We start from the raw sequence: 22,657 nt of genomic DNA, 5'->3' as shown, positions 1-22,657 counted from the left end.
CAGCCTTCGGCAGCTCCTACACAGGGGTGGGTTGGCTTTAGAGACCGAGTTCGCTCAGCCCCGGATGATCATCCGGCCGGCGGCCCAGCGGCCAATGGAATTTGCGCTCGCTTTCCTTGATCGGCATGTCATTGATGCAGGCATAGCGCTGGAACATCAGGCCGTTGTCATCGAACTCCCAGTTCTCGTTGCCGTACGAGCGGAACCAGTTGCCCGAATCGTCGTGCCATTCATAGGCATAACGCACCGCGATACGCGTATCGGAGTAGGCCCAGAGTTCTTTGATCAAGCGATAATCCAGCTCCTTCGCCCACTTGCGCGTCAGAAATGCCTTGGCCTCTTCGCGGTTGTTGGCGAACTCGGCGCGATTGCGCCATTTGGTGTCGAGGGTGTAAGCGAGCGAAACCTTTTCTGGATCGCGGGTGTTCCAGCCATCCTCGGCCAGACGCACCTTCTCGATGGCTGACGCATGGTTGAACGGCGGCAATGGCGGACGTATCTGGGCTGCAGTCGACATGTTCAATCTCCTGATTCATTTAATGTTTGAACAACAAGTCCGGCTTGCTAAGAGTTACAGGCCCAATAACTTTCGCGCCATGCATTGCGCATTATCGGCGGCACTGTGATCACCCATCACAAGCGCTACGGTAATGGCGCCTTCAATCAGGATCAGCAACTGTCTGGCCAGCAGTTGCGGATCCTCGGCGCCATATTCGGTACATAGCTCGCACACGTAGTCGAGCAGCTTCTGTTTGTGTTCTTTGGCCACCAGTCGCACTGGATCCTGTGGATCGCCGGTTTCGCCGCTGGTGTTGATGAAGGCGCAGCCGCGAAAACCTTCCGAGTCGAACCAGCCTTTGAGCACGGTAAACAGGTTGAGCAGGCGATCGGCCGGGGTTTCGGCCTGATCGACGGCACTTGTGAACCAGTGCATCCAGCGAACATCGCGTCGCTGAAGGGCCGCGACAACCAGTGCGTCCTTGTCGGCAAAGTAACGATAAATGCTTTTTCTGGAGACGCCGGCGGTCTTCACCAGAAGATCCATGCTGGTGGCAGCGATGCCACTTTTGTAGATCAACTTTTCGGTGACATCCAGAATGATGTCGCGTGTGTCATTGCTGATTGATTCGTTCATGTGGTGAACAGTAGAACGTCCGTTCTCCTTGGTCAAGCGAATTTCTTCAGCGTGTGTGAAAACGCTTTCGCGAGCAGGCTCGCTCCCACAGGGGAATGCATTTCAACGGTGGGAGCGAGCCTGCTCGCGAAGGGGCCACTACGGACACTGACAAGACCCGGCGCAGACGATGGTGTAAGCTCTCAAACTCTTCGGAATCGAACCTTGCGAGCCTTATGCCGTTGCTTTTCAAACGTTCTCTGCTGCCCAAACTGCGCAGCTTCGCGCTGACCGCCGAGGCGGTGAGCATTCTGTCCAGTGCTGCCGAATTCCGACGCTGCCTGCTCGAGCAAATCGCCGCAGCGACCCAGCGCATCTACATCGTTGCGCTGTATCTGCAGCAGGACGAAGCCGGTCAGGAAATCCTCGATGCCCTGCACGCAGCCAAGCTCAAGCGTCCCGAGCTGGAAATCGCCGTGGTGGTCGACTGGTTGCGTGCCCAGCGCGGTCTGATCGGCGCGGGCAAGCAGCCGGGCAACGCCGCCTGGTATCAGGACATGACCCGCACGCATCAGAGCGAAGTGCCGATCTACGGCGTGCCGGTGCAGACCCGCGAGCTGTTCGGCGTGCTGCACCTCAAAGGCTTCGTGATCGACGACAAGGTGGTCTACAGCGGCGCGAGCCTGAACAACGTCTACCTGCACAAACTCGACAAGTACCGCTTCGACCGCTACCACGTGCTGCACAGTCGCGAGCTGGCGGATTCGATGCATCATCTGGTCAAGCACGGCCTGATCGAATCGAAAGCCGTGCACCGCCTCGACCTGCCCAACCTGCCGACTACCCGCAGCCTGCGCAACGACATCGGCGACCTGCGCAGCCGTCTCAAGTACGCGACCTATGACACCGGGGCCGGCAGCACAAGTAAAGAAGGGCTATCGGTCACGCCACTGCTCGGCGTCGGCAAGAACAACCCGCTGAACCGGGCGATTCTCGAACTGATCGCCAGCGCACAAAAGCAGCTGACCATCTGCACGCCGTACTTCAACCTGCCGCTGGGTGTGATTCGTGAGATCAACCGAGCGCTGGCCCGGGGTGTGAAGATCGATATCGTGGTCGGCGACAAGACCGCCAACGATTTCTACATTCCGCCGAGCGAGCCGTTCAAGGTGATCGCTGCGCTGCCGTATCTATACGAAATCAGCCTGCGCCGCTTCGCCAAACGCCATCAGCACAGCATCGACAGTGGCCAGTTGAACCTGCACTTGTGGCGCGACGGTGACAACACCTATCACCTTAAAGGCATGTGGATCGATCAGCGTTACACCTTGCTGACCGGCAACAACCTCAACCCGCGCGCATTCCGTCTCGATCTGGAAAACGCGCTGCTGATCGAAGACCCGAAAGGCGAGTGGCTGGAGCCACGGGCGAAAGAGCTGGAAAACATCTTCCGCCATACCACGCGGATCGATAACTTCCAGTCGCTTGAAACGCTGCCGGATTACCCGGCAGGGGTGGCGAAGTTTCTCAAACGGGTGAGTCGGGTGAGGATTGAGCGGTTGCTCTACCGGATTCTCTAGCGCTGCTGAAATCGCTATCGCGGGCAAGCCCGCTCCCACAGTGTTCGATGTCGTTCACAAAGCCTGTGCACACCTAGAAACCTGTGGGAGCGGGCTTGCCCGCGATGAGGCGCTGAAGATTTAATTCAGACCCAACTTCCCGCGCATCATCGAAAGATCCTCCGCCAGCGTATTCACCGGCCCGACCAGCGCTTTGCGGTCGTTGTCCTTCACTTTGTCGTAGGTCTCAAAGCCGCCATCCGCCGTTTTGTACTTGGCGAGGATCTTGTCGACCGTGGCGAAGTTCTTGTCGACCTTGGCAACAAACGCCTTGTCCTGCTGTTCGATCTGCGGGCGGAACAGGTCGACGATTTTCTTGGCGCCGTCGATATTGCCTTGGAAGTCGTACAGGTCGGTGTGGCTGTAGCGGTCTTCCTCGCCGGAAATCTTCGTCGCCGCCACTTCTTCCAACAGCGCAGCAGCGCCGCCGACGACTTTCTCCGGCGGGAAGGTCAGACCGGCCACACGGGTTTGCAGGTCCTGCACGTCTTTGTTCAAACCGTCGGCCAATGCATCCAGACCCTTGGTGGTTTTTTCCGCGAACAACGAATATTCAATGCGGTGGAATCCGGTGAAGTCTTCAGCCTTTACGCCTTTTTCATGGTCGTCGACGCGAGAATCGATGGACGCATCGAGATCGCTGAACAGCTCGGCGATCGGCTCGATCGACTCGTAATACACCCGCGTCGGCGCGTAGAGCTTCTGCGCGGTGGCGAGATCGCCTTTCTTCACCGCGTCGGTGAACTGCTGGGTGTGGCTGGCCAGCTCATCGAGTTTCTCGGTGACGTAAATCTTGTAGTCCGACACCGGCCCCACCAGATCCAGCGGCGCGGTCGCGGCGAACGCCGCCAGCGGGGTGTTGAGCAAACCAAGGGTCAGCAATAACGCGAGTGGCGTTTTTTTCATGGGGCGGCTCCAGTGTCGGTTGGGTGTCATGCGGTTTTGTTTTGGGAGGTGGCAGCGAGTAACGAGCGACCGATGAAGTCGTCATCGCCGGTAGCGCCGGGCAGGGTGAAGAAGTACCCACCGCCGACCGGTTTGAGGTATTCCTCGAGCGGTTCACCGTTGAGGCGGGTCTGCACGGTGATGAAGCCTTGTTCCAGGTCAGCCTGGTAACAGATGAACAGCAGGCCCATGTCGAGCTGGCCGTTCTTGTTGACGCCGTTGGAGTAGTTGAACGGCCGGCGCAGGATCAGATTGGCCTGGGTCGCGGCGGTGCGCGGGTTGGCCAGACGGATGTGCGCATCGAGCCTAGTCAGCTTGCCGGCCGAATCCTTGCTGTAATCCGGCACTTCGCTTTCAGTGTGGCCACCGATGGGCGCGCCGCTGCTCTTGACCCGGCCGAGAATGCTTTCCTGCTCCTGCAACGGCGTGCGATCCCAGCGCTCGACGAAGTTGCGGATGATGCGTACCGCTTGGTAACTGCCGTGGGCAGCCCAGGCCGGCTCGTCGCTGCCCGGTTGCACCCAGACAATGCGGTCCATGGCCTTGGCGTCGTTGGAATCGGGGTTGGCCGAACCGTCGCGAAAACCGAGAAAGTTGCGCGCCGACTGCGCCGGCACACCGGGTTTGGCCGGCGCTTGCGGCGGTACGCTGCCTTCCTGTTTCCAGCGCACCAGCAGCAGGTCGGGCAGGTTCTTGACGATGTCGCGCAGGGCGTGAATGTTGGTGTCGGCGGTGTTGGCGCAGAACTGCAGGCTCAGGTCGCCATGGCAGCAATCGGCGTCCAAGGCATCGTTGGGGAAGCCAACCATGCGTTGCAGACGCCTGGGCTTTGCCGCCGCGAGACCGAAGCGTTCGTCGAACAGCGAGTCGCCGACGGAAACGGTGATGGTCAGGTTGTCCGGGGTGACCACCGGGCCGAGGATGCCGGAGTCCAGCGGCGGCAGTTTCGGGTCGACCTGCGCGACCGGGCCGCCCTTCATTAAAAACGCGATGCGTTCGTTGAGGGTGCGGAACAGCCGCTCGAGGTCTTCGCGATCGCTGGCCAGCACATCGAACGCCACCAGCATCCCGGAGGCCGGGCGCGGGGTGACGATGCCGGCCTGGTGCACACCGTGGAAGTCGTGGCGGTCTTCGGTCTTGTCGCTTCTCGGCGCTTCGGTGACTTGCGCAGGAAGCGCGGCCATGGCCGGGCAGCTCAGCGCCGATCCGGCAATGGCGACACCGGCGGCGCCCATGCCTATCAGCACGCGGCGCCGTTGCAGGTTGAGAGGTTCTGAATCGTTCATCTGTCGTGGTCTTCTGCTTACAGGCCGGAAAGGCCGAGGGCGGGGTCGATGCCATCCAGTGCCGTGGCCAGAGCCTTGGCTTTGGCGGCGATCTGCTGGCGTTGCGCGGCGGTCACGGCGTCGTAACTGACGTAGCCATCGGCGGATTTGAAGGCGTTGAGCTGGCTGTCGAAATCGTCCAGCGCCTGGTCGATCTTCGGCAACAGCTCAGCAGCGGATTTGCTCAGCATCGGGCGCAACAGGTCGACGACCTTGCGCGCAGTCTGCGCGTTGGCGGCGAAACCGTTGAGGTCGCTCTGGCTGTAGCGTTCTTCTTCGCCGCTGCCGGCGCGCACATCGGCGAGGCTGTTGAGGTTGCGCACGACGATACTCACCAGTTGCTCCGGCGGCAGCGACTGCGCGAGCAACTGTTGCTTGAGAGTGGTGACATCTGCGAGCAAGCGCTGGGCAATCGGCGTGACATCGTCGAGATTGCGCTGCTGGAACAGCGCGTATTCGAGGCGATGGAAACCGACAAAGGCGGGATCCTGCTCGCGCTTTTCAAAATAATCGGCGCGGGCATTGATCTGATTGTCCAGCTCGGCCAGGCGCTGCGCCGCCGGCGCCAGACGCTGATAAGCGGCACGTGCCGGCAGGTACAACGCTTGCGCCTGCGCCAGATCACCACTGGCGATCGCCTGGTTCAGCGCCGTCACCGCTTTGATCAACGCGCTGCCCTGAACGGCCAGATACACGCGAAACTCCGACAACGGCCCGACGAAGGCCACCATCGACGGCTTGGCCTTGGCCGCGGCATCCGAGGCTGCCGTCGGCGTCACGTGCAAGGTGCCGCGCGGGTTGCTGAGCAAGCCGCAGGTGATCGCATAGTCGCCCGGTTGCAGGTTGGCATTGATCACCTGGCTCAGGCCCGGCGCGATGTTTTCCCGCTCTTCGACCACCAGCACGCCGTCGAGAATTTCCCACTCGACCGCCCGCTCGGAGCGGTTGACGATGCGAAAACTGGCGCGGCCGGCGGGCACCGTCAGTGTGTTCGGCTCGCAACTGTGCGGATGGATGTTGACGACGATTTCGTCGTGGTTGTGCTGACGCTTGGCGGCGGCCATGTTCGAGGCGTACCAGAACAGGCCGCCGGCGGCGACCATCAGCAGCACCGAGCCGGCCAGCGCCCAACGCAGGGCCGGAGGGGTTTGGGTAGTAGACATGAAGGGCCTTATTGGCTGGAAACGGAAGTGGTTGACGGCGCCTGGCGCGGCGCGGGCATGAAGAACATCACCAGCGCCAGCAGCAGATAAATCAGATACGCACCCAGGGTGCTGACGGTCGGCGCATCCTGATAGCCGAACATGCCGGCCAGCACCGAGCCCAGCGGGCCGTCCATCGGCAGCGTCGCGCTGAAGTCGAACAACACCGTTTGCAGGTGATTCCACAGCCCGGCTTCATGCAGCGCCTGCACCGAGTTGGCGAGTATTCCGGCGGCGACCACGAGGATGAACAATCCGGTCCACTTGAAGAACGCCGAGAGATTGAGACGCATGCTGCCGCTGTAGATCAGGAAACCGACGATCACCGCCAGGATCAGGCCGAGCAGGGCACCGATCGGCGCGCCCGGGCCTTCGCTTTGCTGGAACACGGCGAGCAGGAAGAATACGGTTTCCAGGCCTTCGCGAGCGACGGCGAAGAAAACCATGGCGATCAATGCAATCACCTGATGCCTGGATTGCGTCAGCGCTTGATCCAGCGAGGCTTGCAGCGAGTGCTTGATCGACCGCGCGACCTTGCGCATCCAGAACACCATCGAACTGAGAATACCCACGGCGACCAGACCGACCACGCCCTCGAACAACTCCTGCTGCTTCTGTGGGAATTCAGCGCTCACCAGCTCCAGGCCACCGCCGACCAGCAGGGCAAGGGCAGCAGCGAGGAAAACGCCGATCCACACCGCCGGCATCCATTGACCGCGGCCGGTCTGTTGCAGGTAACTGGCAATGATGCCGACGATGAGCGCGGCCTCGATGCCTTCGCGCAACATGATCAAAAAGGGAACGAGCATTGGCGAGCCACAGCGATTTAGATAGGAGGCTAAGTTGTAACATAATGACACTCATTCCCAAATGGCATTCATTGACATTTAGCTGAACCTTAGCTGAACGACTGTGATTCCTGTGGGAGCGAGCCTGCTCGCGAATGCGGTATGCCTGTGACATTTGTTTATCTGACACACCGCGTTCGCGAGCAGGCTCGCTCCCACATTGGCCCTGCGGTGACTTCAGCAGCTGGGTTAAGATGCCCACCACCCAAAAAACAACAAGGTTCACCTCGCTCCATGGCAGAAAAAGACACCATTGCCATTCAACTGGTGCGCGAAGCGCTGCTGCAAAGTTGTGCCCCGGGTGCGGCGACGAATGAGGCGTTGAGCAAGGTCGGCATTGATCCGGCTTTGTTAGCGGCCGATGAGGGCAGGGTGCCGGCCTCGCAATACGCCAGACTCTGGCGCCTGCTGGCACGACGCGGTGATGACGAGTTCTTCGGCATGGACCCGCGCCCGCTCAAATCCGGCAGCCTGGCGTTTTTGTGTCGCAGCGCCATGGCGCAACCGACGCTGGCGGCGGCGCTGGATACCGGTCTGACGTTCCTGTCGTTGATGCTCGAAAAACTGCCGGCGCAACTGGTGCATCAGCAGAGCCTGGCGGAAATCGTCCTGCTCGAAGACGACGCCGAACCGCGCCGCGCCTTCACCTATTTCACTTACTGGATGATCGTGCACGGCGTCGCGTGCTGGCTGGCCGGGCGGCGGATTCCGATTCTGGCGATTGAACTGCGCTGCGCGGAACCGGACTTCATCGACGATTATCGGGTGATGTTTTCGGAAAACCTGCGCTTCGAACGCCCACGTACGCGGATGATCTTTTCCGCCGATTGCCTCGATCTGCCGGTCAAGCGCAGCGCCGAAGAACTCAAGCGCTTTCTCGCCCAGGCGCCGGCCAACATTCTGGTCAAGTACCGCGACCCCGACAGCCTGGCCAGCCGGATCAAACAGGATCTGCGACAGCTGCCCGCCGAGCAATGGCCGGAAACCGAGGCGCTGGCTCAGCAATTTTGTATGTCCGCGTCGACATTACGCCGGCGTCTGGCCGAGGAAGGGCAGACCTATCAGGGCCTCAAGGACAGTGTGCGCAAGGAGCTGGCAATCACTTGGCTGGCAGAGCCCTCGATCAGTTTCGTCGAGATTGCTGCACGGCTGGGTTTTGCTGATGCCAGTTCGTTCTACAAAGCGTTTCGCAAGTGGTCGGGGTCGAACCCGGGGCATTACCGCACACTGATCCTCAATGAGGTGGTCTGACCCGACGCCTTCGCGAGCAGGCTCGCTCCCACATTTTTGAAATGCGTTCCCCTGTAGGAGCTGCCGAAGGCTGCGATCTTTTGATCTTGTACTTGATGGTAAAAATCAAGATCAAAAGATCGCAGCCTCGTTGCACTCGTCAGCTCCTACAGGGCATGCGGCCCCAACCTCTTGGCCAAACCAGTCAACCACGTTGATAGCTTTGACCATTGCCCCAAGGCCCGCGCGGCGCGACTATCCCTGTGTTGTTTACGGTTCCCAGCCTAATAAAAACACCGAGGGATTCTGGCAATGCGTGATTACTTGTCTGCCACCGAACAGTTCGATTATCAGCACACCGTCGATGCATCGCTCAGCGGCACGCTCGCCGCGCTCAACGCCTGCGTCGAATGTTGCGACCGCCATGCCTTGCCCGGGCGTATTGCGTTGTTCTGGGAAGGTCGCGACGGCTCTAGTGCGACTTACACCTTCACTGATCTGCAAGACAAAGCCGCGCGTTTCGCCAATTTCCTCCTCGCCCAGGGCGTGCAGAAGGGCGATAAAGTCGCTGGCCTGCTGCCACGCAACGTCGAATTGCTCATCACCGTGCTCGCCACCTGGCGCATCGGCGCGGTGTATCAGCCGCTATTCACCGCATTCGGGCCGAAAGCGCTAGAGCACCGCCTGAACAGCTCGGGGGCTAAAATCGTGGTCACCGACGCGGTCAATCGGCCCAAGCTCAATGAAGTCAGCGCATGCCCGACCATCGTCACCGTGGCCGGCGCCAAAGGTCAGGGCATCGTACGTGGTGATTTCAGTTTCTGGGCTGAGCTGGCCAACCACTCCAATGTTTGCGAACCGGTATTGCTGACCGGCGAAGACCCGTTCCTGCTGATGTTCACCTCGGGCACCACGGGGCCGGCGAAAGCGCTGTCAGTGCCGCTCAAAGCCATCGTCGCTTTCCAGAGCTACACCCGCGATGCGGTGGACCTGCGCCCCGAAGACGCGTTCTGGAACGTCGCCGATCCGGGCTGGGCCTATGGCATCTATTTCGGCGTCACCGGGCCGTTGGCGCTGGGGCACCCGATTACCTTCTATGATGGCCCGTTCACCCTCGAAAGCACCTGTCGGGTGATCAACAAATACGGCATTACCAATCTCACCGGCTCGCCCACTGCCTATCGTTTGCTGATTGCCGGTGGCGAGGAGTTCGCCAGATCGATCAAGGGCAAACTGCGCATCGTCAGCAGCGCCGGTGAGCCGCTGAACCCGGAAGTGATCCGCTGGTTCGCCGACAACCTCGACGTGGTCATTCACGATCATTACGGCCAGACCGAACTGGGCATGGTGCTGTGCAACCACCACGGCCTCGAGCACCCGGTGCATGTCGGCGCCGCTGGTTTCGCTTCGCCGGGGCATCGCATCGTCGTGCTCGATGAGCAATACAACGAACTCGGCGTCGGTCAGCCGGGCATTCTTGCCATCGACCGCCCGCAGTCGCCGATGTGCTGGTTCGGTGGCTACGAAGGCGCGCCGACCAAGGCCTTCGTCGGCGACTACTACCTGAGCGGCGACACCGTGGAGTGGAACCCGGACGGCAGCATCAGCTTCGTCGGCCGCAGTGATGATGTGATCACCACTTCGGGCTACCGCGTCGGCCCGTTCGACGTGGAAAGTGCCCTGATCGAACACCCGGCCGTGGTCGAGGCGGCGGTCGTCGGCAAACCCGACCCGGAACGCACCGAACTGGTCAAAGCCTTTGTCGTGCTGAGCGCGCAGTACCGCGCCGCGCCGGAGTTGGCCGAAGAACTGCGCCAACACGTACGCAAGCGTCTGGCCGCGCATTCGTACCCGCGTGAAATCGAATTTGTCAGCGAATTGCCCAAAACCCCGAGTGGCAAATTGCAGCGCTTTATCTTGCGCAACCAGGAAATCGCCAAGGCTCAAGAGGCCGCGGCGCACAGAGTTTCAGCTTGAATCCAAGGGAACACCGTCATGCAGATCGAGAACAAGGTTTTTATCGTCACCGGCGGCGCGTCAGGCCTCGGTGCCGCCAGCGCTGAATTGCTGGTCAGTGCCGGCGCCAAAGTCATGCTGGTCGACATGAACGCTGAAGCCGTCGCCGCTCAGGCTCAGCGCCTGGGTGCGCAAAGCGTGGTTGCCGACATCAGCATTGAAGCCGCCGCCGAAGCCGCTGTGCAGGCGACCGTTGCCGCATTTGGCAGCCTCAACGGCCTGATCAACTGCGCCGGCATCGTTCGCGGCGAGAAAATTCTCGGCAAGAACGGCCCGCACGCCCTGAGCAGTTTTGCGCAAGTGATCAACGTCAACCTGATCGGCAGTTTCAACATGCTGCGCCTGGCTGCGGCGGCGATCGCCGAGAGCGAAGCCAATGCTGACGGCGAGCGTGGAGTGATCATCAACACCGCCTCGGTCGCAGCGTTCGACGGCCAGATTGGCCAGGCTGCGTACTCGGCGTCGAAAGGCGCGATCTCCAGCCTGACCCTGCCAGCCGCCCGCGAGCTGGCGCGCTTCGGCATCCGCGTGATGACCATCGCACCGGGCATTTTCGAAACGCCGATGATGGCCGGCATGACCCCGGAAGTGCGCGATTCGCTGGCCGCGGGTGTGCCATTCCCGCCGCGTCTGGGCAAGCCTGCCGAATACGCCGCGCTCGTGCGCCACATCATCGAAAACAGCATGCTCAACGGCGAGGTGATCCGTCTCGACGGCGCCTTGCGCATGGCCGCCAAGTAAGGAGGATTAGTCATGACTATGTCCAATGATCCGATTGTTATCGTCAGCGCTGTCCGCACACCGATGGGCGGTTTTCAAGGTGAACTGAAAAGCCTCACCGCACCGCAACTCGGCGCGGCGGCGATCAAGGCTGCGGTCGAACGCGCCGGTGTCGCCAGCGACGCGGTTGATGAAGTGCTGTTCGGCTGCGTACTGCCCGCCGGCCTCGGTCAGGCGCCGGCACGTCAGGCTGCGCTGGGCGCCGGGCTGGATAAATCGACGCGCTGCACCACGGTGAACAAGATGTGCGGCTCGGGCATGCAGACCACCATCATGGCTCACGACATGCTGCTTGCCGGCAGCGCCGACGTGGTGATCGCCGGCGGCATGGAAAGCATGTCCAACTCGCCGTACCTGCTCGATCGCGCCCGCGCCGGCTATCGCATGGGTCATGGCCGCGTGCTTGATTCGATGTTCCTCGACGGCCTCGAAGACGCCTACGACAAGGGCCGCCTGATGGGCACCTTCGCCGAGGATTGCGCCGAGGCCAACAGCTTCAGCCGCGAAGCGCAGGATGCTTTCGCAATTGCCTCGACTACCCGCGCGCAACAGGCGATCAAGGATGGCAGCTTCAAGGACGAAATCGTCCCGCTGACTGTGACTGTCGGTAAAGAGCAGGTGGTGATCAGCAACGATGAACAGCCGCCAAAAGCCAAACTCGACAAGGTTGCCTCGCTGAAACCGGCGTTCCGCGAGGGCGGCACGGTCACCGCAGCCAACTCCAGCTCGATTTCCGACGGCGCGGCGGCGCTCGTGCTGATGCGCCAGTCCCATGCGCAGCAACTGGGCCTCAAGCCGCTGGCGGTGATTCATGGGCATGCTGCGTTCGCTGATACCCCTGGGCTGTTTCCCACCGCACCGATTGGCGCGATCAAGAAACTGGTGAAGAAGACCGGTTGGGCGCTGGATCAGGTGGATCTGTTTGAAGTGAACGAAGCGTTTGCCGTGGTCGGCATGGCGGCGATGACGCACCTGGAGATTCCCCACGACAAGCTCAACGTGCATGGCGGCGCCTGCGCGCTGGGCCATCCGATCGGCGCCTCGGGGGCGCGGATTCTGGTGACGTTGCTCGCGGCACTGCGGCAGAAACAGCTCAAGCGCGGCATTGCAGCGATCTGCATTGGCGGCGGCGAAGCCACGGCCATGGCTGTGGAATGCGTCTATTGAGGTTGACAGTTGACCTTGTGGGAGCGGGCTTGCCCGCGATGGCAATGGATCAGTCACCATCAATGTTGGATGTGACGGACTCATCGCTGGCAAGCCAGCTCCCACAGGTTATGTGGTTGTTTGGAAGAATTAAGGACTCACCATGATCCCCAACGAAGACCAGACCCAGATCCGCGACATGGCCCGGCAGTTTGCCGAGGAGCGGCTCAAGCCGTTCGCCGCCGAATGGGATCGCGAGCATCGTTTCCCCAAGGAAGCCATCGCCGAGATGGCCGAGCTGGGTTTCTTCGGCATGCTCGTGCCGGAGCAGTGGGGCGGCTGTGACACAGGCTACCTCGCGTACGCCATGGCTTTGGAAGAAATCGCCGCCGGCGACGGTGCCTGCTCGACGATCATGAGCGTGCACAACTCGGTCGGCTGCGTGCCGATTCTCAAGTTCGGCAATGACGATCAGCGCGAGCGCTTCCTCAAACCGCTGGCCAGCGGCGCGATGCTCGGCGCCTTCGCGCTGACCGAACCGCAGGCCGGTTCCGATGCCAGCAGCCTGAAAACCCGCGCGCGGCTGGACGGCGATCACTACGTGCTCAACGGTTGCAAACAGTTCATCACCTCCGGGCAAAACGCCGGCATCGTGATCGTGTTTGCCGTGACCGACCCGAGCGCCGGCAAGCGCGGGATCAGCGCCTTTATCGTGCCGACCGACTCTCCAGGCTACAAGGTCGCGCGGGTCGAAGACAAACTCGGCCAGCACGCGTCCGACACCTGCCAGATTCTTTTTGAAGATGTGAAAGTGCCGGTGGCCAATCGGCTGGGCGAGGAGGGCGAGGGCTACAAGATTGCCTTGGCCAACCTTGAAGGCGGCCGCGTCGGTATCGCCTCGCAAGCTGTCGGCATGGCCCGCGCTGCGTTCGAAGCTGCCCGCGACTATGCCCGCGAGCGTGACACCTTCGGCAAGCCGATCATCGAGCATCAGGCCGTGGCGTTCCGCCTGGCGGACATGGCCACGCAAATTGCCGTCGCCCGGCAAATGGTGCATTACGCCGCGGCCTTGCGTGACAGCGGCCAACCGGCGCTGGTCGAGGCGTCGATGGCCAAGCTCTTCGCCTCGGAAATGGCTGAAAAGGTCTGCTCCATGGCCTTGCAAACCCTCGGCGGTTACGGTTACCTCAACGACTTCCCGCTGGAACGCATCTACCGCGACGTGCGCGTCTGCCAGATCTACGAAGGCACCAGCGACATTCAGCGCATGGTCATTTCGCGCAATCTCTGACAAGGAATTTTATTCATGACTTACGAAACGATTCTGCTGGAAACCCGCGACCGCGTCGGCCTGATCACCCTCAACCGGCCGCAGGCACTGAACGCGCTGAACGCGCAACTGGTCAGCGAAGTGAACCACGCGCTCGATACGCTGGAAGCCGATGCGCATATTGGCTGCATCGTCCTCACCGGTTCGAAAAAAGCCTTTGCCGCCGGCGCCGACATCAAGGAAATGGCTGAGCTGACCTATCCGCAGATCTACATGGACGATCTGTTCAGCGACAGCGATCGCGTGGCCAACCGGCGCAAGCCGATCATCGCAGCGGTCAATGGTTTTGCCCTCGGCGGCGGCTGTGAACTGGCGCTGATGTGCGACTTCATCCTGGCTGGCGACAACGCCAGATTCGGCCAGCCGGAAATCAACCTCGGCGTGCTGCCGGGCATGGGCGGCACCCAGCGCCTGACCCGCGCGGTGGGCAAAGCCAAGGCCATGGAAATGTGCCTGAGCGGGCGCATGATCGACGCGGTCGAAGCCGAGCGCTGCGGCATCGTCGCGCGGATCGTGCCGAGCGATGAGCTGCTTGATGAGGCGCTGAAAGTCGCGGCGGTGATCGCCGGCAAGTCACTGCCGATTGCGATGATGATCAAGGAGAGCGTGAATCGGGCGTTCGAGGTCAACCTGAGCGAAGGCGTGCGTTTCGAGCGTCGGGTGTTTCATGCCGCGTTTGCGACGCAGGATCAGAAGGAAGGGATGGCGGCGTTTATTGCCAAGCGTGAGGCTGCATTCCAAGGCAAATAGTGTGTGAGCTTCACAAGCCCCTCACCCTAGCCCTCTCCCCAGGGAGAGGGGACTGACCGCGTGATATGGGCGAATTACGCCGACCTGAAAAGTTGCCGCTGAATCCGTAACCGACTCGGTCGGCTCCCTCTCCCTGGGGAGAGGGGACTGACCGCGGGATATGGGCGAATTACGCCGACCTGAAATGTTGCCGCTGAATCCGTAACCGACTCGGTCGGCTCCCTCTCCCTGGGGAGAGGGGACTGACCGCGTGATATGGGCGAATTACGCCGACCTGAAAAGTTGCCGCTGAATCCGTAACCGACTCGGTCGGCTCCCTCTGCCTGGGGAGAGGGGACTGACCGCGTGATATGGGCGAATTACGCCGACCTGAAAGGTTGCCGCTGAATCCGTAACCGACCCGGTCGGCTCCCTCTCCCTGGGGAGAGGGCTGGGGTGAGGGGAAGGGCCAACGCCATTACAGCTGATAGTTCTTCAAATCCCGCGCAATCACCATCCGCTGTATCTCGCTCGACCCTTCATAGATCTGGGTAATCCGCGCATCGCGGTAGTACTTCTCGACCGGGTAATCCTCCAGATAGCCATAGCCGCCATGAATCTGGATCGCCGACGAACACACCTTCTCGGCCATTTCCGATGCGAACAGCTTGGCCTGCGAAGCCTCGGACAAGCATGGTTTGCCCGCCGTCCTCAGCCGCGCTGCATGGAGGATCAGCAACCGTGCGGCGTTGATCTGCATGTGCATGTCAGCCAGCAGATTGGCGATGCTCTGGTGCTCGATGATCGGCTTGTCGAATTGCACCCGGTCTTTCGAATAAGCCAGCGCCGCTTCAAAAGCCGCCCGGGCAATGCCCAATGCCTGCGCGGCGATGCCGATGCGTCCGCCTTCAAGGTTGGACAGGGCAATCGCCAGGCCCTTGCCACGCTCGCCGAGCAGATTGGCCTCGGGGATGCTGCAGTTGTTCAGCGTCACCGCGCAGGTGTCGGAGGCGCGGATGCCCATTTTGTGTTCGGTGCGATCGACGATGAAACCCGGTGTGTCGGTCGGCACCAGAAACGCTGACAGGCCTTTTTTGCCGAGATCCGGATCGGTTACCGCGAAGACGATCGCCAGTTTTGCCCGTTTGCCGTTGCTGACGAATTGCTTGGCACCGTTGATCACCCATTGGCCGTCGCGCAGTTCGGCGCGGGTGCGCAGGTTGTGCGCTTCGGAACCGGCCTGGGGTTCGGTCAGACAGAAGCAACCGATGGTCTGCCCACTGGCCAGGTCGGCCAGCCAGGTCTGTTTCTGTTCGTCGCTGCCGTAGTTGAGCACCGGGCCGCAGCCCACCGAGTTGTGAATGCTCATGAACGCGCCGGTCGCGCCGTCACCGGCAGAGATTTCCTCAACCGCCAGCGCATAAGCGACGTAATCGACGTAGGTGCCGCCCCATTCTTCCGGCACAACCATGCCGAGCAAGCCCAACTCGCCCATCTTCGCCACCAGGGCGTCGTCGATCCAGCCAGCCTTTTCCCAGGCCTGGGCGTGGGGCGCGATTTCGCCACGGGCAAAATCCCGGGCCATGTCGCGGATCATCACTTGTTCTTCAGTCAGTTCGAGATCGTGCATGACTCAGCTCCCGCTCTCATCAAAACCATGGAAGAAGCTCGCAACCTGCGCAGCGTCCAGCTCAGCGACGGTCGGCGGGTTCCAGCGCGGTGACTTGTCCTTGTCGATCAGCAGGGCGCGCACGCCTTCGATCAGGTCGCCACGGGCAAACCACTGGCGGTCCAGATGCAGCTCCAGCGCAAAGCAATTCTCCAGACTCAGGTGCCTGCCGCGACGGAGCATTTCCAGGGTCACGGCCATGGCCAGCGGCGAGCGGGTTTCCAGCAGATCCGCCGTGGTGACCGCCCATTCATGGCTGTCAGCGACAGTGACAGCGCGCAATTGCTCGATCATGCTCGGCACGTCGGGCAGGGCAAAGAAATGATCGATGGCCGGGCGCAACGCCTCGAGTGGTGCGTCCGGCAGGGTTTGTACGGCGTGCTTGGCCAGCAGGTTCTGCAGCGACTTGAGCGGCGTGTCCTGCCACTCCATCTGGTCGAGCTTGTCGTCGAGCAGCGCCAGTTTGCTGCTGTCCAGGTACCAGTCGGCGAGGCCGCAGTACAGTGCATCGGCGGCGCGAATCTGCACGCCGCTGACGCCCAGATAAATCCCCAGCTCACCGGGGATGCGCGGCAGGAAGTAACTGCCGCCGACATCAGGGAAATAACCGATGGCCACTTCCGGCATCGCCAGACGGCTCTTTTCGGTGACCACACGCAGATCGGCGCCTTGCACCAGGCCCATGCCACCGCCGAGGACGAAACCGTCCATCAGGGCCAGCACCGGTTTGCGGTAGTGATGAATGGTCAGGTCGAGGGCGTATTCCTCGACGAAGAAATCTTCGTGCAGCGTGTCGCCGCTCTTGTAGCTGTTGTACAGCGAACGAATATCGCCGCCGGCGCAGAAGGCCTTTTCACCAGCGCCGCGCAATACCACGGCGTGAACATTGGCGTCAGACGCCCAGGCATCGAGCTGCTGTTGCAGCAGACGCACCATGTCGAGGGTGATGGCATTGAGGCCCGCAGGGCGGTTGAGGGTCAGGTGGCCGATATGGTTGCGCACCTCGGCCATCACGTCGTTTTGCATGGCATCCATGGACGGGGTCCGCCGGGATGAAGCCTGAGCTGTCATCTGTAACTCCCTGCTTTTATTGTCTTTATTCGAAAAGCCCGCGCGCGGGCGTTAGCGGATCGTAACAGTGCAAATTTGTCGTGTACAACGGGGATATGTGCAGGGGGAATCTGCGTTTTTCTCTTAGGCACGCTATTTGTGTAGGAGCTGACGAGTGCAACGAGGCTGCGATCTTTTGATCTTGTTTTTTGAAATCAACAGATCGCAGCCTCGTTGCACTCGTCAGCTCCTACAAAGGGATCATCTGAACGTTTCGGTAATGCTGCGCCGCTTGGCGTGCAGTTCGCTGGCGTGAATCAGGCGTTCGAGGTCTTCGGGGGTGACGTCGATGAAGGCTTCCATGTCGGCCAGCGCCAGTTTCAGGTCTTCGGCGGTGATCGCCTGGCTATCGATCGGGACCACTGGCGGAGCCGGGTCAGCAGCGCGTTTCGGATAGCGGATGCGGGTCAGGTTGTTATACGCCAGCGCACTAATGAGCATGCACAGCGCGCCGAGCATCACCGGCTCCATGGCTTTCCAGTCCATGGCGATGGTTGCCGGGTCGGCCAGCACCAGCGTCAACGCCAAGGCGCCGGCCGGTGGGTGCAGGCAACGCAGCCAGCACATCAGAATCACCGCCATGCCGGCAGCAAGGCAGGCGCTGCCCAGCGTACGGCCAAGCACATGGGCGACCAGCAAGGCGACCACGCCAGCACACAGGTAGCCGCCGAGAATCGACCATGGCTGGGCGAGGGCGCCCGAGGACACCGCGAACAGCAGCACCGCCGAAGCGCCGAGCGGGCCGACCAGGTGAAACGCAACGTCGTGCCCGAACACCTGCGCGCACATCCACACACTGAACAGCGTGCCCAGGCCCATGCCGATCGCGGCACGGCTCCATTCAGTGGGGCGGGTGTTGATGGCAGCGGGCAACCAGCGAGCAAGCATGTAGAACTGATCCTTTACAAAATCCGGGGCAAAAAAAGGACTTGTCCGGCAAATCCGGAAAGCCCTAGAAGCGTTCCAACATTGGGGGAGGAACGCGCGTAGTTTGCCGATCAAAATCGATGCTGACAAATTCATATAAATGCAGTTTTAGTGCACTATTTTTGCATTGAAGCGGTGCGCCGAGCGCTGACGAAGCACAGATAACCGCCCAGCGCCGCCAAGCCGCTCAAGGCGTAGAACATGCTTGGCGCAGGCGTGTGCATCAATAGAAACCCGCACATTACCGGGCTGGCAGCCCCGCCAAGCGCTGACAGGTTCTGCGCGCCGTAGTAGCTGCCGCGCAGTGCCTCCGGTGCGAGGGTGTCAACGAAGAGGAAGTCGGCGGGGTAGATGATCATCTCGCCCAGGGTGAAGATGAACATCGCCACGCACCAGCCGAGCAGGCTGTCCGCCACACTGAAGCCAATCAACCCGACGATGAACAGCGCAGTGCCGCCGGCAATCCAGTGACGCAGGTGTTCGCGACTGAGCCAGCGACCGACCTGGTATTGCAGCAGGATCACTGTGATTGCGTTGCAGGCGAGCAGGGCGGCCATGGTGTCGAGCGTTTGTTGCTGGGTGTGGGTGACCAGCAGGTATTGCGACAGGTACAGCGTAAAGCGCCCGTGCACCAATGTGCTTAGCAGGCAACCGAGGGTGAACAGCACCATGGTACGGTCGTTTTTGAGGATCATCAGGGTGTTGAGAAAACTCTGCGGCGCGCTGGCGGCAGTTAGCGGACGGGCAGCGCGGACTGCGCCGAGCAGCAGAAAAATACTGCCAATGGCAATCGCACCGGCAACGATGAACGGCGCGGACGGCTGCACCCCGGCAATCACCACGCCAATCATCGGGCCGACGGCGTAGCCGATATTGGTCAGCGTGTAATTGAGGGAAAACGCCTTGACCCGCTGGCCCACCGGCAGCTGTTCACTGAGGATCGCCTTGGAGCCGATCAGGAACAGCGCCGACGCGGTTTCGCTGATGATCAGCACCAGGGTGACCACATACAGATTCTGCGCGAAGGTCAGCAGAATCAGGCCGATACCGCTGGAGAGCATGGCCAGGATCAGCAACTGGCGCTTGTCCAGCTTGTCGATGATGTAGCCACCGTACAGCGACAGCAATGTTGCGCTGAACACGGCGATACCCAGCAGCAAGCCGACATCCTGCGAATTGAGGCCAAGCTTGTTGCTGAGGAACAGCGTCAGCAGAGGACTGATCAGGGCGCGGCTGATGACCACGGTCAACGAGCTGAGCATCAACCGGCGAATAAACGGCGAATAGATGGCCACGGAAGGGGAATGTCCTTATTCGGAATGGCTGGGGAACGCCATGCTCTCTGGGCAGCCGCCACCGGTCAAGCTGATACACCAGCGTCCCTGGGAACACATGATTTCCCTGTGGGAGCGAGCCTGCTCGCGAAGGCGGCGGATCAGTCACCTGCGATGTCGCTGACGTACCGTATTCGCGAGCAGGCTCGCTCCCACAGGGTCGGTGTAGCTCACAGTTTACAATGACTCCCACAGGGCCAGTTCAAGCCACATCCGAAGCCGCCGGCCACTGCCGCAAGGTGATCGGCAACTTGCAAGACTCACCGCGCCCCATCGGGAAATACTGAAAGCCATTGCGCGCCAGGCGCTCGGCGTCGTACAGGTTACGGCCGTCAAAGATCACCGGGCTGTTGAGGCGCTGTTTGATCAGCTCGAAATCCGGGGCCTTGAACTGTTGCCATTCGGTGCAGATGATCAACGCATCGGCGCCGGCCAGTACCGATTCCGGCGTGCCCATCAGCATCAGTTTTGATTCGTTTGGATAGAGATTCTGGGTTTCCACCATGGCTTCTGGATCAAACTCGCGCACGCTGGCCCCGGCAGCCCATAAATCTTCTAGCAGAACCCGGCTCGGCGCGTCGCGCATGTCGTCGGTGTTGGGTTTGAACGCCAGGCCCCACAGAGCAAAGGTCTTGCCGCGCAAATCGCCCCGGTAGAACGCTTTGATGCGCTCGAACAGCTTGTGCTTCTGGCGCTGGTTGATCGCCTCCACCGCTTGCAGCAAGTCGCTGGAACAGTGCGCTTGTTCGGCACTGTGAATCAACGCGCGCATGTCTTTGGGAAAACACGAACCGCCGTAGCCGCAACCCGGATAGATAAAGTGATAGCCAATCCGCGTATCGGCACCGATGCCCTGGCGCACTGCTTCGATATCGGCGCCCAGGTGCTCGGCGAGTTCGGCGATCTGGTTGATGAAACTGATCTTGGTCGCCAGCATGCAGTTGGCGGCGTATTTGGTCAGCTCGGCGCTGCGCAGGTCCATGAACAGGATGCGGTCATGGTTGCGGTTGAACGGCGCGTACAGATCGCGCATCACATCGCGCACTTCAGCGCCTTCGCAACCAATGACGATGCGATCCGGTCGCCGGCAATCAGCAACCGCTGAACCTTCCTTGAGAAATTCCGGGTTGGAGACAATATCGAATTGCAGCAGGCGGCCAATCTTGATCAGGGCCTTTTCGATGTGGCTGCGCAAAGCGTCGCCCGTGCCCACCGGCACCGTGGACTTTTCCACCACGATCAATGGCTGCTGGCGATGCCGGGCAATCGCGTCGCCAACCGACAGGACGTAGCGCAGATCCGCCGAACCATCCTCGCGTGACGGCGTGCCCACCGCGATGAACGCAACCCGCCCATGCAACACCGCAAGCCGCTCATCAGTGGTGAATTGCAGGCGCTGCGAATCCAGGCCCTCGCGCACCAGGCTGGCCAGCCCCGGCTCGAAAATACTGACGTGGCCCTGGCGTAACTGCTCGATCTTTTGCGCGTCGACATCCATGCACACGACGTCGTGACCGACCTCGGCCAGCACCGCCGCTTGCACCAGACCGACATAACCACTGCCAAACACCGTGATCTTCATGCCGCACTCCTGTTCGCAGTCCCTGCATTGAACATAAGAGTGCGATGTTTCAGTTCGCCTACTGCGGTGATAAAGCAGCAAACAGACCGTTCGGGGAATGCCCGATTGACTTTTACCGCCTCGAACGGCAGGTTGTCGGCCTTTCGCGGCAACCCCTGTCATTGAGTCACGCCGTTTTTTTGCGTTTCATTTCATGCATTTATTGTTTTTGTTGAATCGTTTTTTATTTCAAGGCCGTTTCGTTTGAGTGATTTGTCGAGTACCCAACCTGCATCGTCCACCAGCAATCCGCTGACCGTTTACCTGGCGCGACTGGCACCTTCCAGCCAGTTGACCATGCGCTATGTGCTGCAAGATGCCGCCGACCGCCTCGGTTTCGAGGACGTCGATATCGAAGAAATCCCCTGGCACGGCCTGCAACCGGAAGACGTGGTAGCGCTGGTCGCCGCTTTGCGTGCCGATGGTTATGCACCGAACACCTCGTCGCTGTACGTGAACGCCGTACGCGGGGTGATGAACGAAGCATGGCGCATGAGCCTGATCAGCCAGGATCACCTGCTGAAGATGCGGTCGGTCAAGGGCATAGCCGGCACGCGGCTGTCCCAGGGGCGCAACCTCAAGCGCACGCTGATTCATGAACTGATGGAAGTCTGCGCTGCCGACCCGCGCCCGCAGGGCCTGCGTGATGCGGCGGTGATAGCGCTGCTGTACGGCACCGGCATGCGCAAGTCGGAATCGGTGGATCTGGATCTGAGCCAGGTCGACTTTCACGAACGCAGCCTGACGGTGACCGGCAAGGGCAACAAACAGTTGATCAAGTACGCGCCGGCCTGGGCCTTTGCCAAGCTCGATGCCTGGCTGGAACTGCGTCGTTCACAGCTCAAGGAAGGCGAGAGCGACGATGCGTTTCTGTTCAACCGTATTCGCCGGGGCAGCCACATCACCCGCGAGCGCATCACCAAACACGCGATTTACTACATTGCCCGCCAGCGCGGTACGCAGGTCGGGGTGAAAATCATGCCCCATGACTTCCGTCGTTCATTCATCACCCGGGTGATCGAAGAGCACGACCTGTCGATCGCGCAGAAACTGGCGCATCACAGCAATATCCAGACGACAGCCAACTACGATGTGCGCGATGACAACGAGCGGCGGCGGGCGGTGGATCGCTTCGATTTGTAAGCGGTGTCAGGTCTGCGGCGGGCAGCGCGAGCCGCTGGCACCCTGCGCGATGTGCGCAGCGAGGCGTTTGACGTTGTTCTGTTGCGCGGTTACCAGTTCGTCGATGCTCGGCCCTGAAGGCGTCTGCAAGACCGAGCGACAGCTCAGCAGCGCCGCGTCCGCCGCACCTAATGGGCGCACTCGCCATTTCACGTCGATCAAGGCGTACTGACCGGGAATCGAATCGAAGCGCTGCACGTCGATTCGCACGGAAGCGCGCTGCTGGCCGACGCCGCCGCTCAATTGATCGACCAGCGCACCGCGCAACTCATCGGCAAGGGTGGCGCTCCACCAATCGGTATCCAGGATTGCCACGCCGCTGTTGCCTTGGCGAATCACGATCTGCGCGCGATCGACCTGCGGCGGCACGCTGATGCTTTCGATGGCGATGTCGGCGCCGTTGCGGCTGGCACCCGGTTGCGCCGGGGTCAGCGTATGGAAGCTGATCGGGTCGCTACGGCACGCGGCCAGCAACACGAGCGCAGCGAACAGGGTGATCTTCAACGGTAAACCCATGGATTCAGCTCCTG

General features: G+C 61.0%; 20 protein-coding genes. 8 read left to right on the top strand and 12 right to left on the bottom strand.

Features of this window, described 5'->3' with window-relative positions; genetic code table 11:
- Window positions 1-37 precede the first annotated feature (37 nt).
- Both ACZZ0K_RS10475 and ACZZ0K_RS10470 read right to left on the bottom strand, forming a co-directional pair.
- A complete protein-coding gene (locus tag ACZZ0K_RS10475; RefSeq protein WP_258706675.1) occupies window positions 38-517 on the bottom strand; it encodes a nuclear transport factor 2 family protein in 480 nt (159 codons plus the stop codon).
- 54 nt (window positions 518-571) lie between these two features.
- A complete protein-coding gene (locus ACZZ0K_RS10470; protein ID WP_236168838.1) occupies window positions 572-1,135 on the bottom strand; it encodes a TetR/AcrR family transcriptional regulator in 564 nt (187 codons plus the stop codon).
- 215 nt (window positions 1,136-1,350) lie between these two features.
- On the opposite strand from ACZZ0K_RS10470, the gene pssA reads away from it, so the two are divergent.
- Window positions 1,351-2,694 (top strand): CDP-diacylglycerol--serine O-phosphatidyltransferase, encoded by a 1,344-nt coding sequence (pssA, locus tag ACZZ0K_RS10465; protein ID WP_056785963.1) that lies wholly within the window; start codon window positions 1,351-1,353, stop codon window positions 2,692-2,694.
- 120 nt (window positions 2,695-2,814) lie between these two features.
- On the opposite strand, the gene efeO (ACZZ0K_RS10460) is transcribed toward pssA, so the two are convergent.
- From efeO (ACZZ0K_RS10460) to efeU, 4 genes are read right to left on the bottom strand one after another with little or no spacing between them, the layout of a single operon-like run.
- Complete coding sequence (efeO, locus tag ACZZ0K_RS10460; protein ID WP_150742120.1) at window positions 2,815-3,639, bottom strand: iron uptake system protein EfeO; 825 nt, start codon at window positions 3,637-3,639, stop codon at window positions 2,815-2,817.
- 26 nt (window positions 3,640-3,665) lie between these two features.
- Window positions 3,666-4,964, bottom strand: coding sequence for an iron uptake transporter deferrochelatase/peroxidase subunit (efeB, locus tag ACZZ0K_RS10455; RefSeq protein ID WP_463559096.1), 1,299 nt, complete (start codon window positions 4,962-4,964; stop codon window positions 3,666-3,668).
- Between the two features lie 17 nt (window positions 4,965-4,981).
- Window positions 4,982-6,166: an iron uptake system protein EfeO gene (efeO, locus tag ACZZ0K_RS10450; protein ID WP_258706676.1), complete on the bottom strand. Its 1,185-nt coding sequence runs from the start codon at window positions 6,164-6,166 to the stop codon at window positions 4,982-4,984.
- 8 nt (window positions 6,167-6,174) lie between these two features.
- Entirely contained in the window at window positions 6,175-7,014 is an 840-nt protein-coding gene (gene efeU, locus ACZZ0K_RS10445) for an iron uptake transporter permease EfeU (RefSeq protein ID WP_150742123.1), read from the bottom strand.
- Window positions 7,015-7,287: 273 nt separating this feature from the next.
- On the opposite strand from efeU, the gene ACZZ0K_RS10440 reads away from it, so the two are divergent.
- The 6 genes from ACZZ0K_RS10440 (at window position 7,288) to ACZZ0K_RS10415 (ending at window position 14,305) form a co-directional block, all read left to right on the top strand.
- A complete protein-coding gene (locus tag ACZZ0K_RS10440) occupies window positions 7,288-8,304 on the top strand; it encodes an AraC family transcriptional regulator (RefSeq protein WP_258706677.1) in 1,017 nt (338 codons plus the stop codon).
- 291 nt (window positions 8,305-8,595) lie between these two features.
- Complete coding sequence (locus tag ACZZ0K_RS10435; protein ID WP_258706678.1) at window positions 8,596-10,260, top strand: AMP-binding protein; 1,665 nt, start codon at window positions 8,596-8,598, stop codon at window positions 10,258-10,260.
- 18 nt (window positions 10,261-10,278) lie between these two features.
- On the top strand, window positions 10,279-11,040 hold the full coding sequence (locus ACZZ0K_RS10430) for an SDR family NAD(P)-dependent oxidoreductase (RefSeq protein WP_258706679.1): 762 nt from the start codon (window positions 10,279-10,281) through the stop codon (window positions 11,038-11,040).
- 12 nt (window positions 11,041-11,052) lie between these two features.
- The gene (locus ACZZ0K_RS10425) at window positions 11,053-12,246 is read left to right on the top strand and encodes an acetyl-CoA C-acyltransferase (protein ID WP_056785976.1); all 1,194 of its coding nucleotides are present in this window, start codon (window positions 11,053-11,055) and stop codon (window positions 12,244-12,246) included.
- A 142-nt stretch (window positions 12,247-12,388) separates the two neighbouring features.
- Window positions 12,389-13,516: an acyl-CoA dehydrogenase gene (locus tag ACZZ0K_RS10420; RefSeq protein WP_095180012.1), complete on the top strand. Its 1,128-nt coding sequence runs from the start codon at window positions 12,389-12,391 to the stop codon at window positions 13,514-13,516.
- Between the two features lie 15 nt (window positions 13,517-13,531).
- Window positions 13,532-14,305 (top strand): enoyl-CoA hydratase, encoded by a 774-nt coding sequence (locus ACZZ0K_RS10415; protein ID WP_016774718.1) that lies wholly within the window; start codon window positions 13,532-13,534, stop codon window positions 14,303-14,305.
- Between the two features lie 457 nt (window positions 14,306-14,762).
- Here ACZZ0K_RS10415 and ACZZ0K_RS10410 read toward each other — a convergent pair whose 3' ends face one another.
- The 5 genes from ACZZ0K_RS10410 to ACZZ0K_RS10390 form a co-directional block, all read right to left on the bottom strand.
- Window positions 14,763-15,914, bottom strand: a complete 1,152-nt coding sequence (locus tag ACZZ0K_RS10410) for an acyl-CoA dehydrogenase family protein (RefSeq protein ID WP_041480377.1) — start codon at window positions 15,912-15,914, stop codon at window positions 14,763-14,765.
- Window positions 15,915-15,917: 3 nt separating this feature from the next.
- Complete coding sequence (locus ACZZ0K_RS10405) at window positions 15,918-17,024, bottom strand: enoyl-CoA hydratase/isomerase family protein (protein ID WP_258706680.1); 1,107 nt, start codon at window positions 17,022-17,024, stop codon at window positions 15,918-15,920.
- Window positions 17,025-17,264: 240 nt separating this feature from the next.
- On the bottom strand, window positions 17,265-17,951 hold the full coding sequence (locus ACZZ0K_RS10400; protein ID WP_258706681.1) for an HPP family protein: 687 nt from the start codon (window positions 17,949-17,951) through the stop codon (window positions 17,265-17,267).
- A 155-nt stretch (window positions 17,952-18,106) separates the two neighbouring features.
- A complete protein-coding gene (locus ACZZ0K_RS10395) occupies window positions 18,107-19,285 on the bottom strand; it encodes an MFS transporter (protein WP_258706682.1) in 1,179 nt (392 codons plus the stop codon).
- Between the two features lie 241 nt (window positions 19,286-19,526).
- On the bottom strand, window positions 19,527-20,906 hold the full coding sequence (locus ACZZ0K_RS10390; protein WP_463559095.1) for a UDP-glucose 6-dehydrogenase: 1,380 nt from the start codon (window positions 20,904-20,906) through the stop codon (window positions 19,527-19,529).
- Between the two features lie 243 nt (window positions 20,907-21,149).
- Between ACZZ0K_RS10390 and ACZZ0K_RS10385 the strand changes: the two genes are divergently transcribed.
- A complete protein-coding gene (locus ACZZ0K_RS10385; protein ID WP_374046271.1) occupies window positions 21,150-22,088 on the top strand; it encodes a site-specific integrase in 939 nt (312 codons plus the stop codon).
- A 6-nt stretch (window positions 22,089-22,094) separates the two neighbouring features.
- Here the strand turns inward: ACZZ0K_RS10385 and ACZZ0K_RS10380 are convergent, their stop codons facing one another.
- Complete coding sequence (locus ACZZ0K_RS10380) at window positions 22,095-22,643, bottom strand: PqiC family protein (protein ID WP_252883858.1); 549 nt, start codon at window positions 22,641-22,643, stop codon at window positions 22,095-22,097.
- Window positions 22,644-22,657 lie beyond the last annotated feature (14 nt).

This window comes from Pseudomonas sp. AC255 (assembly GCF_979258175.1).
Note: the sequence above shows the minus strand (reverse complement) of the source record. Positions and strands in the feature narration are given on the sequence as shown.

Excerpts from the sequence above, each read along its gene's own strand:
- pssA (WP_056785963.1), top strand. The coding sequence starts at position 1,351 with ATGCCGTTGCTTTTCAAACGTTCTCTGCTGCCCAAACTGCGCAGCTTC.
- ACZZ0K_RS10435 (WP_258706678.1), top strand. The coding sequence starts at position 8,596 with ATGCGTGATTACTTGTCTGCCACCGAACAGTTCGATTATCAGCACACC.
- ACZZ0K_RS10440 (WP_258706677.1), top strand. The coding sequence starts at position 7,288 with ATGGCAGAAAAAGACACCATTGCCATTCAACTGGTGCGCGAAGCGCTG.
- ACZZ0K_RS10470 (WP_236168838.1), bottom strand. The coding sequence starts at position 1,135 with ATGAACGAATCAATCAGCAATGACACACGCGACATCATTCTGGATGTC.
- ACZZ0K_RS10430 (WP_258706679.1), top strand. The coding sequence starts at position 10,279 with ATGCAGATCGAGAACAAGGTTTTTATCGTCACCGGCGGCGCGTCAGGC.
- ACZZ0K_RS10405 (WP_258706680.1), bottom strand. The coding sequence starts at position 17,024 with ATGACAGCTCAGGCTTCATCCCGGCGGACCCCGTCCATGGATGCCATG.
- ACZZ0K_RS10425 (WP_056785976.1), top strand. The coding sequence starts at position 11,053 with ATGACTATGTCCAATGATCCGATTGTTATCGTCAGCGCTGTCCGCACA.
- ACZZ0K_RS10380 (WP_252883858.1), bottom strand. The coding sequence starts at position 22,643 with ATGGGTTTACCGTTGAAGATCACCCTGTTCGCTGCGCTCGTGTTGCTG.
- ACZZ0K_RS10410 (WP_041480377.1), bottom strand. The coding sequence starts at position 15,914 with ATGCACGATCTCGAACTGACTGAAGAACAAGTGATGATCCGCGACATG.
- ACZZ0K_RS10400 (WP_258706681.1), bottom strand. The coding sequence starts at position 17,951 with ATGCTTGCTCGCTGGTTGCCCGCTGCCATCAACACCCGCCCCACTGAA.
- ACZZ0K_RS10420 (WP_095180012.1), top strand. The coding sequence starts at position 12,389 with ATGATCCCCAACGAAGACCAGACCCAGATCCGCGACATGGCCCGGCAG.
- efeO (WP_150742120.1), bottom strand. The coding sequence starts at position 3,639 with ATGAAAAAAACGCCACTCGCGTTATTGCTGACCCTTGGTTTGCTCAAC.
- efeU (WP_150742123.1), bottom strand. The coding sequence starts at position 7,014 with ATGCTCGTTCCCTTTTTGATCATGTTGCGCGAAGGCATCGAGGCCGCG.
- efeO (WP_258706676.1), bottom strand. The coding sequence starts at position 6,166 with ATGTCTACTACCCAAACCCCTCCGGCCCTGCGTTGGGCGCTGGCCGGC.
- ACZZ0K_RS10475 (WP_258706675.1), bottom strand. The coding sequence starts at position 517 with ATGTCGACTGCAGCCCAGATACGTCCGCCATTGCCGCCGTTCAACCAT.
- ACZZ0K_RS10390 (WP_463559095.1), bottom strand. The coding sequence starts at position 20,906 with ATGAAGATCACGGTGTTTGGCAGTGGTTATGTCGGTCTGGTGCAAGCG.
- ACZZ0K_RS10415 (WP_016774718.1), top strand. The coding sequence starts at position 13,532 with ATGACTTACGAAACGATTCTGCTGGAAACCCGCGACCGCGTCGGCCTG.
- efeB (WP_463559096.1), bottom strand. The coding sequence starts at position 4,964 with ATGAACGATTCAGAACCTCTCAACCTGCAACGGCGCCGCGTGCTGATA.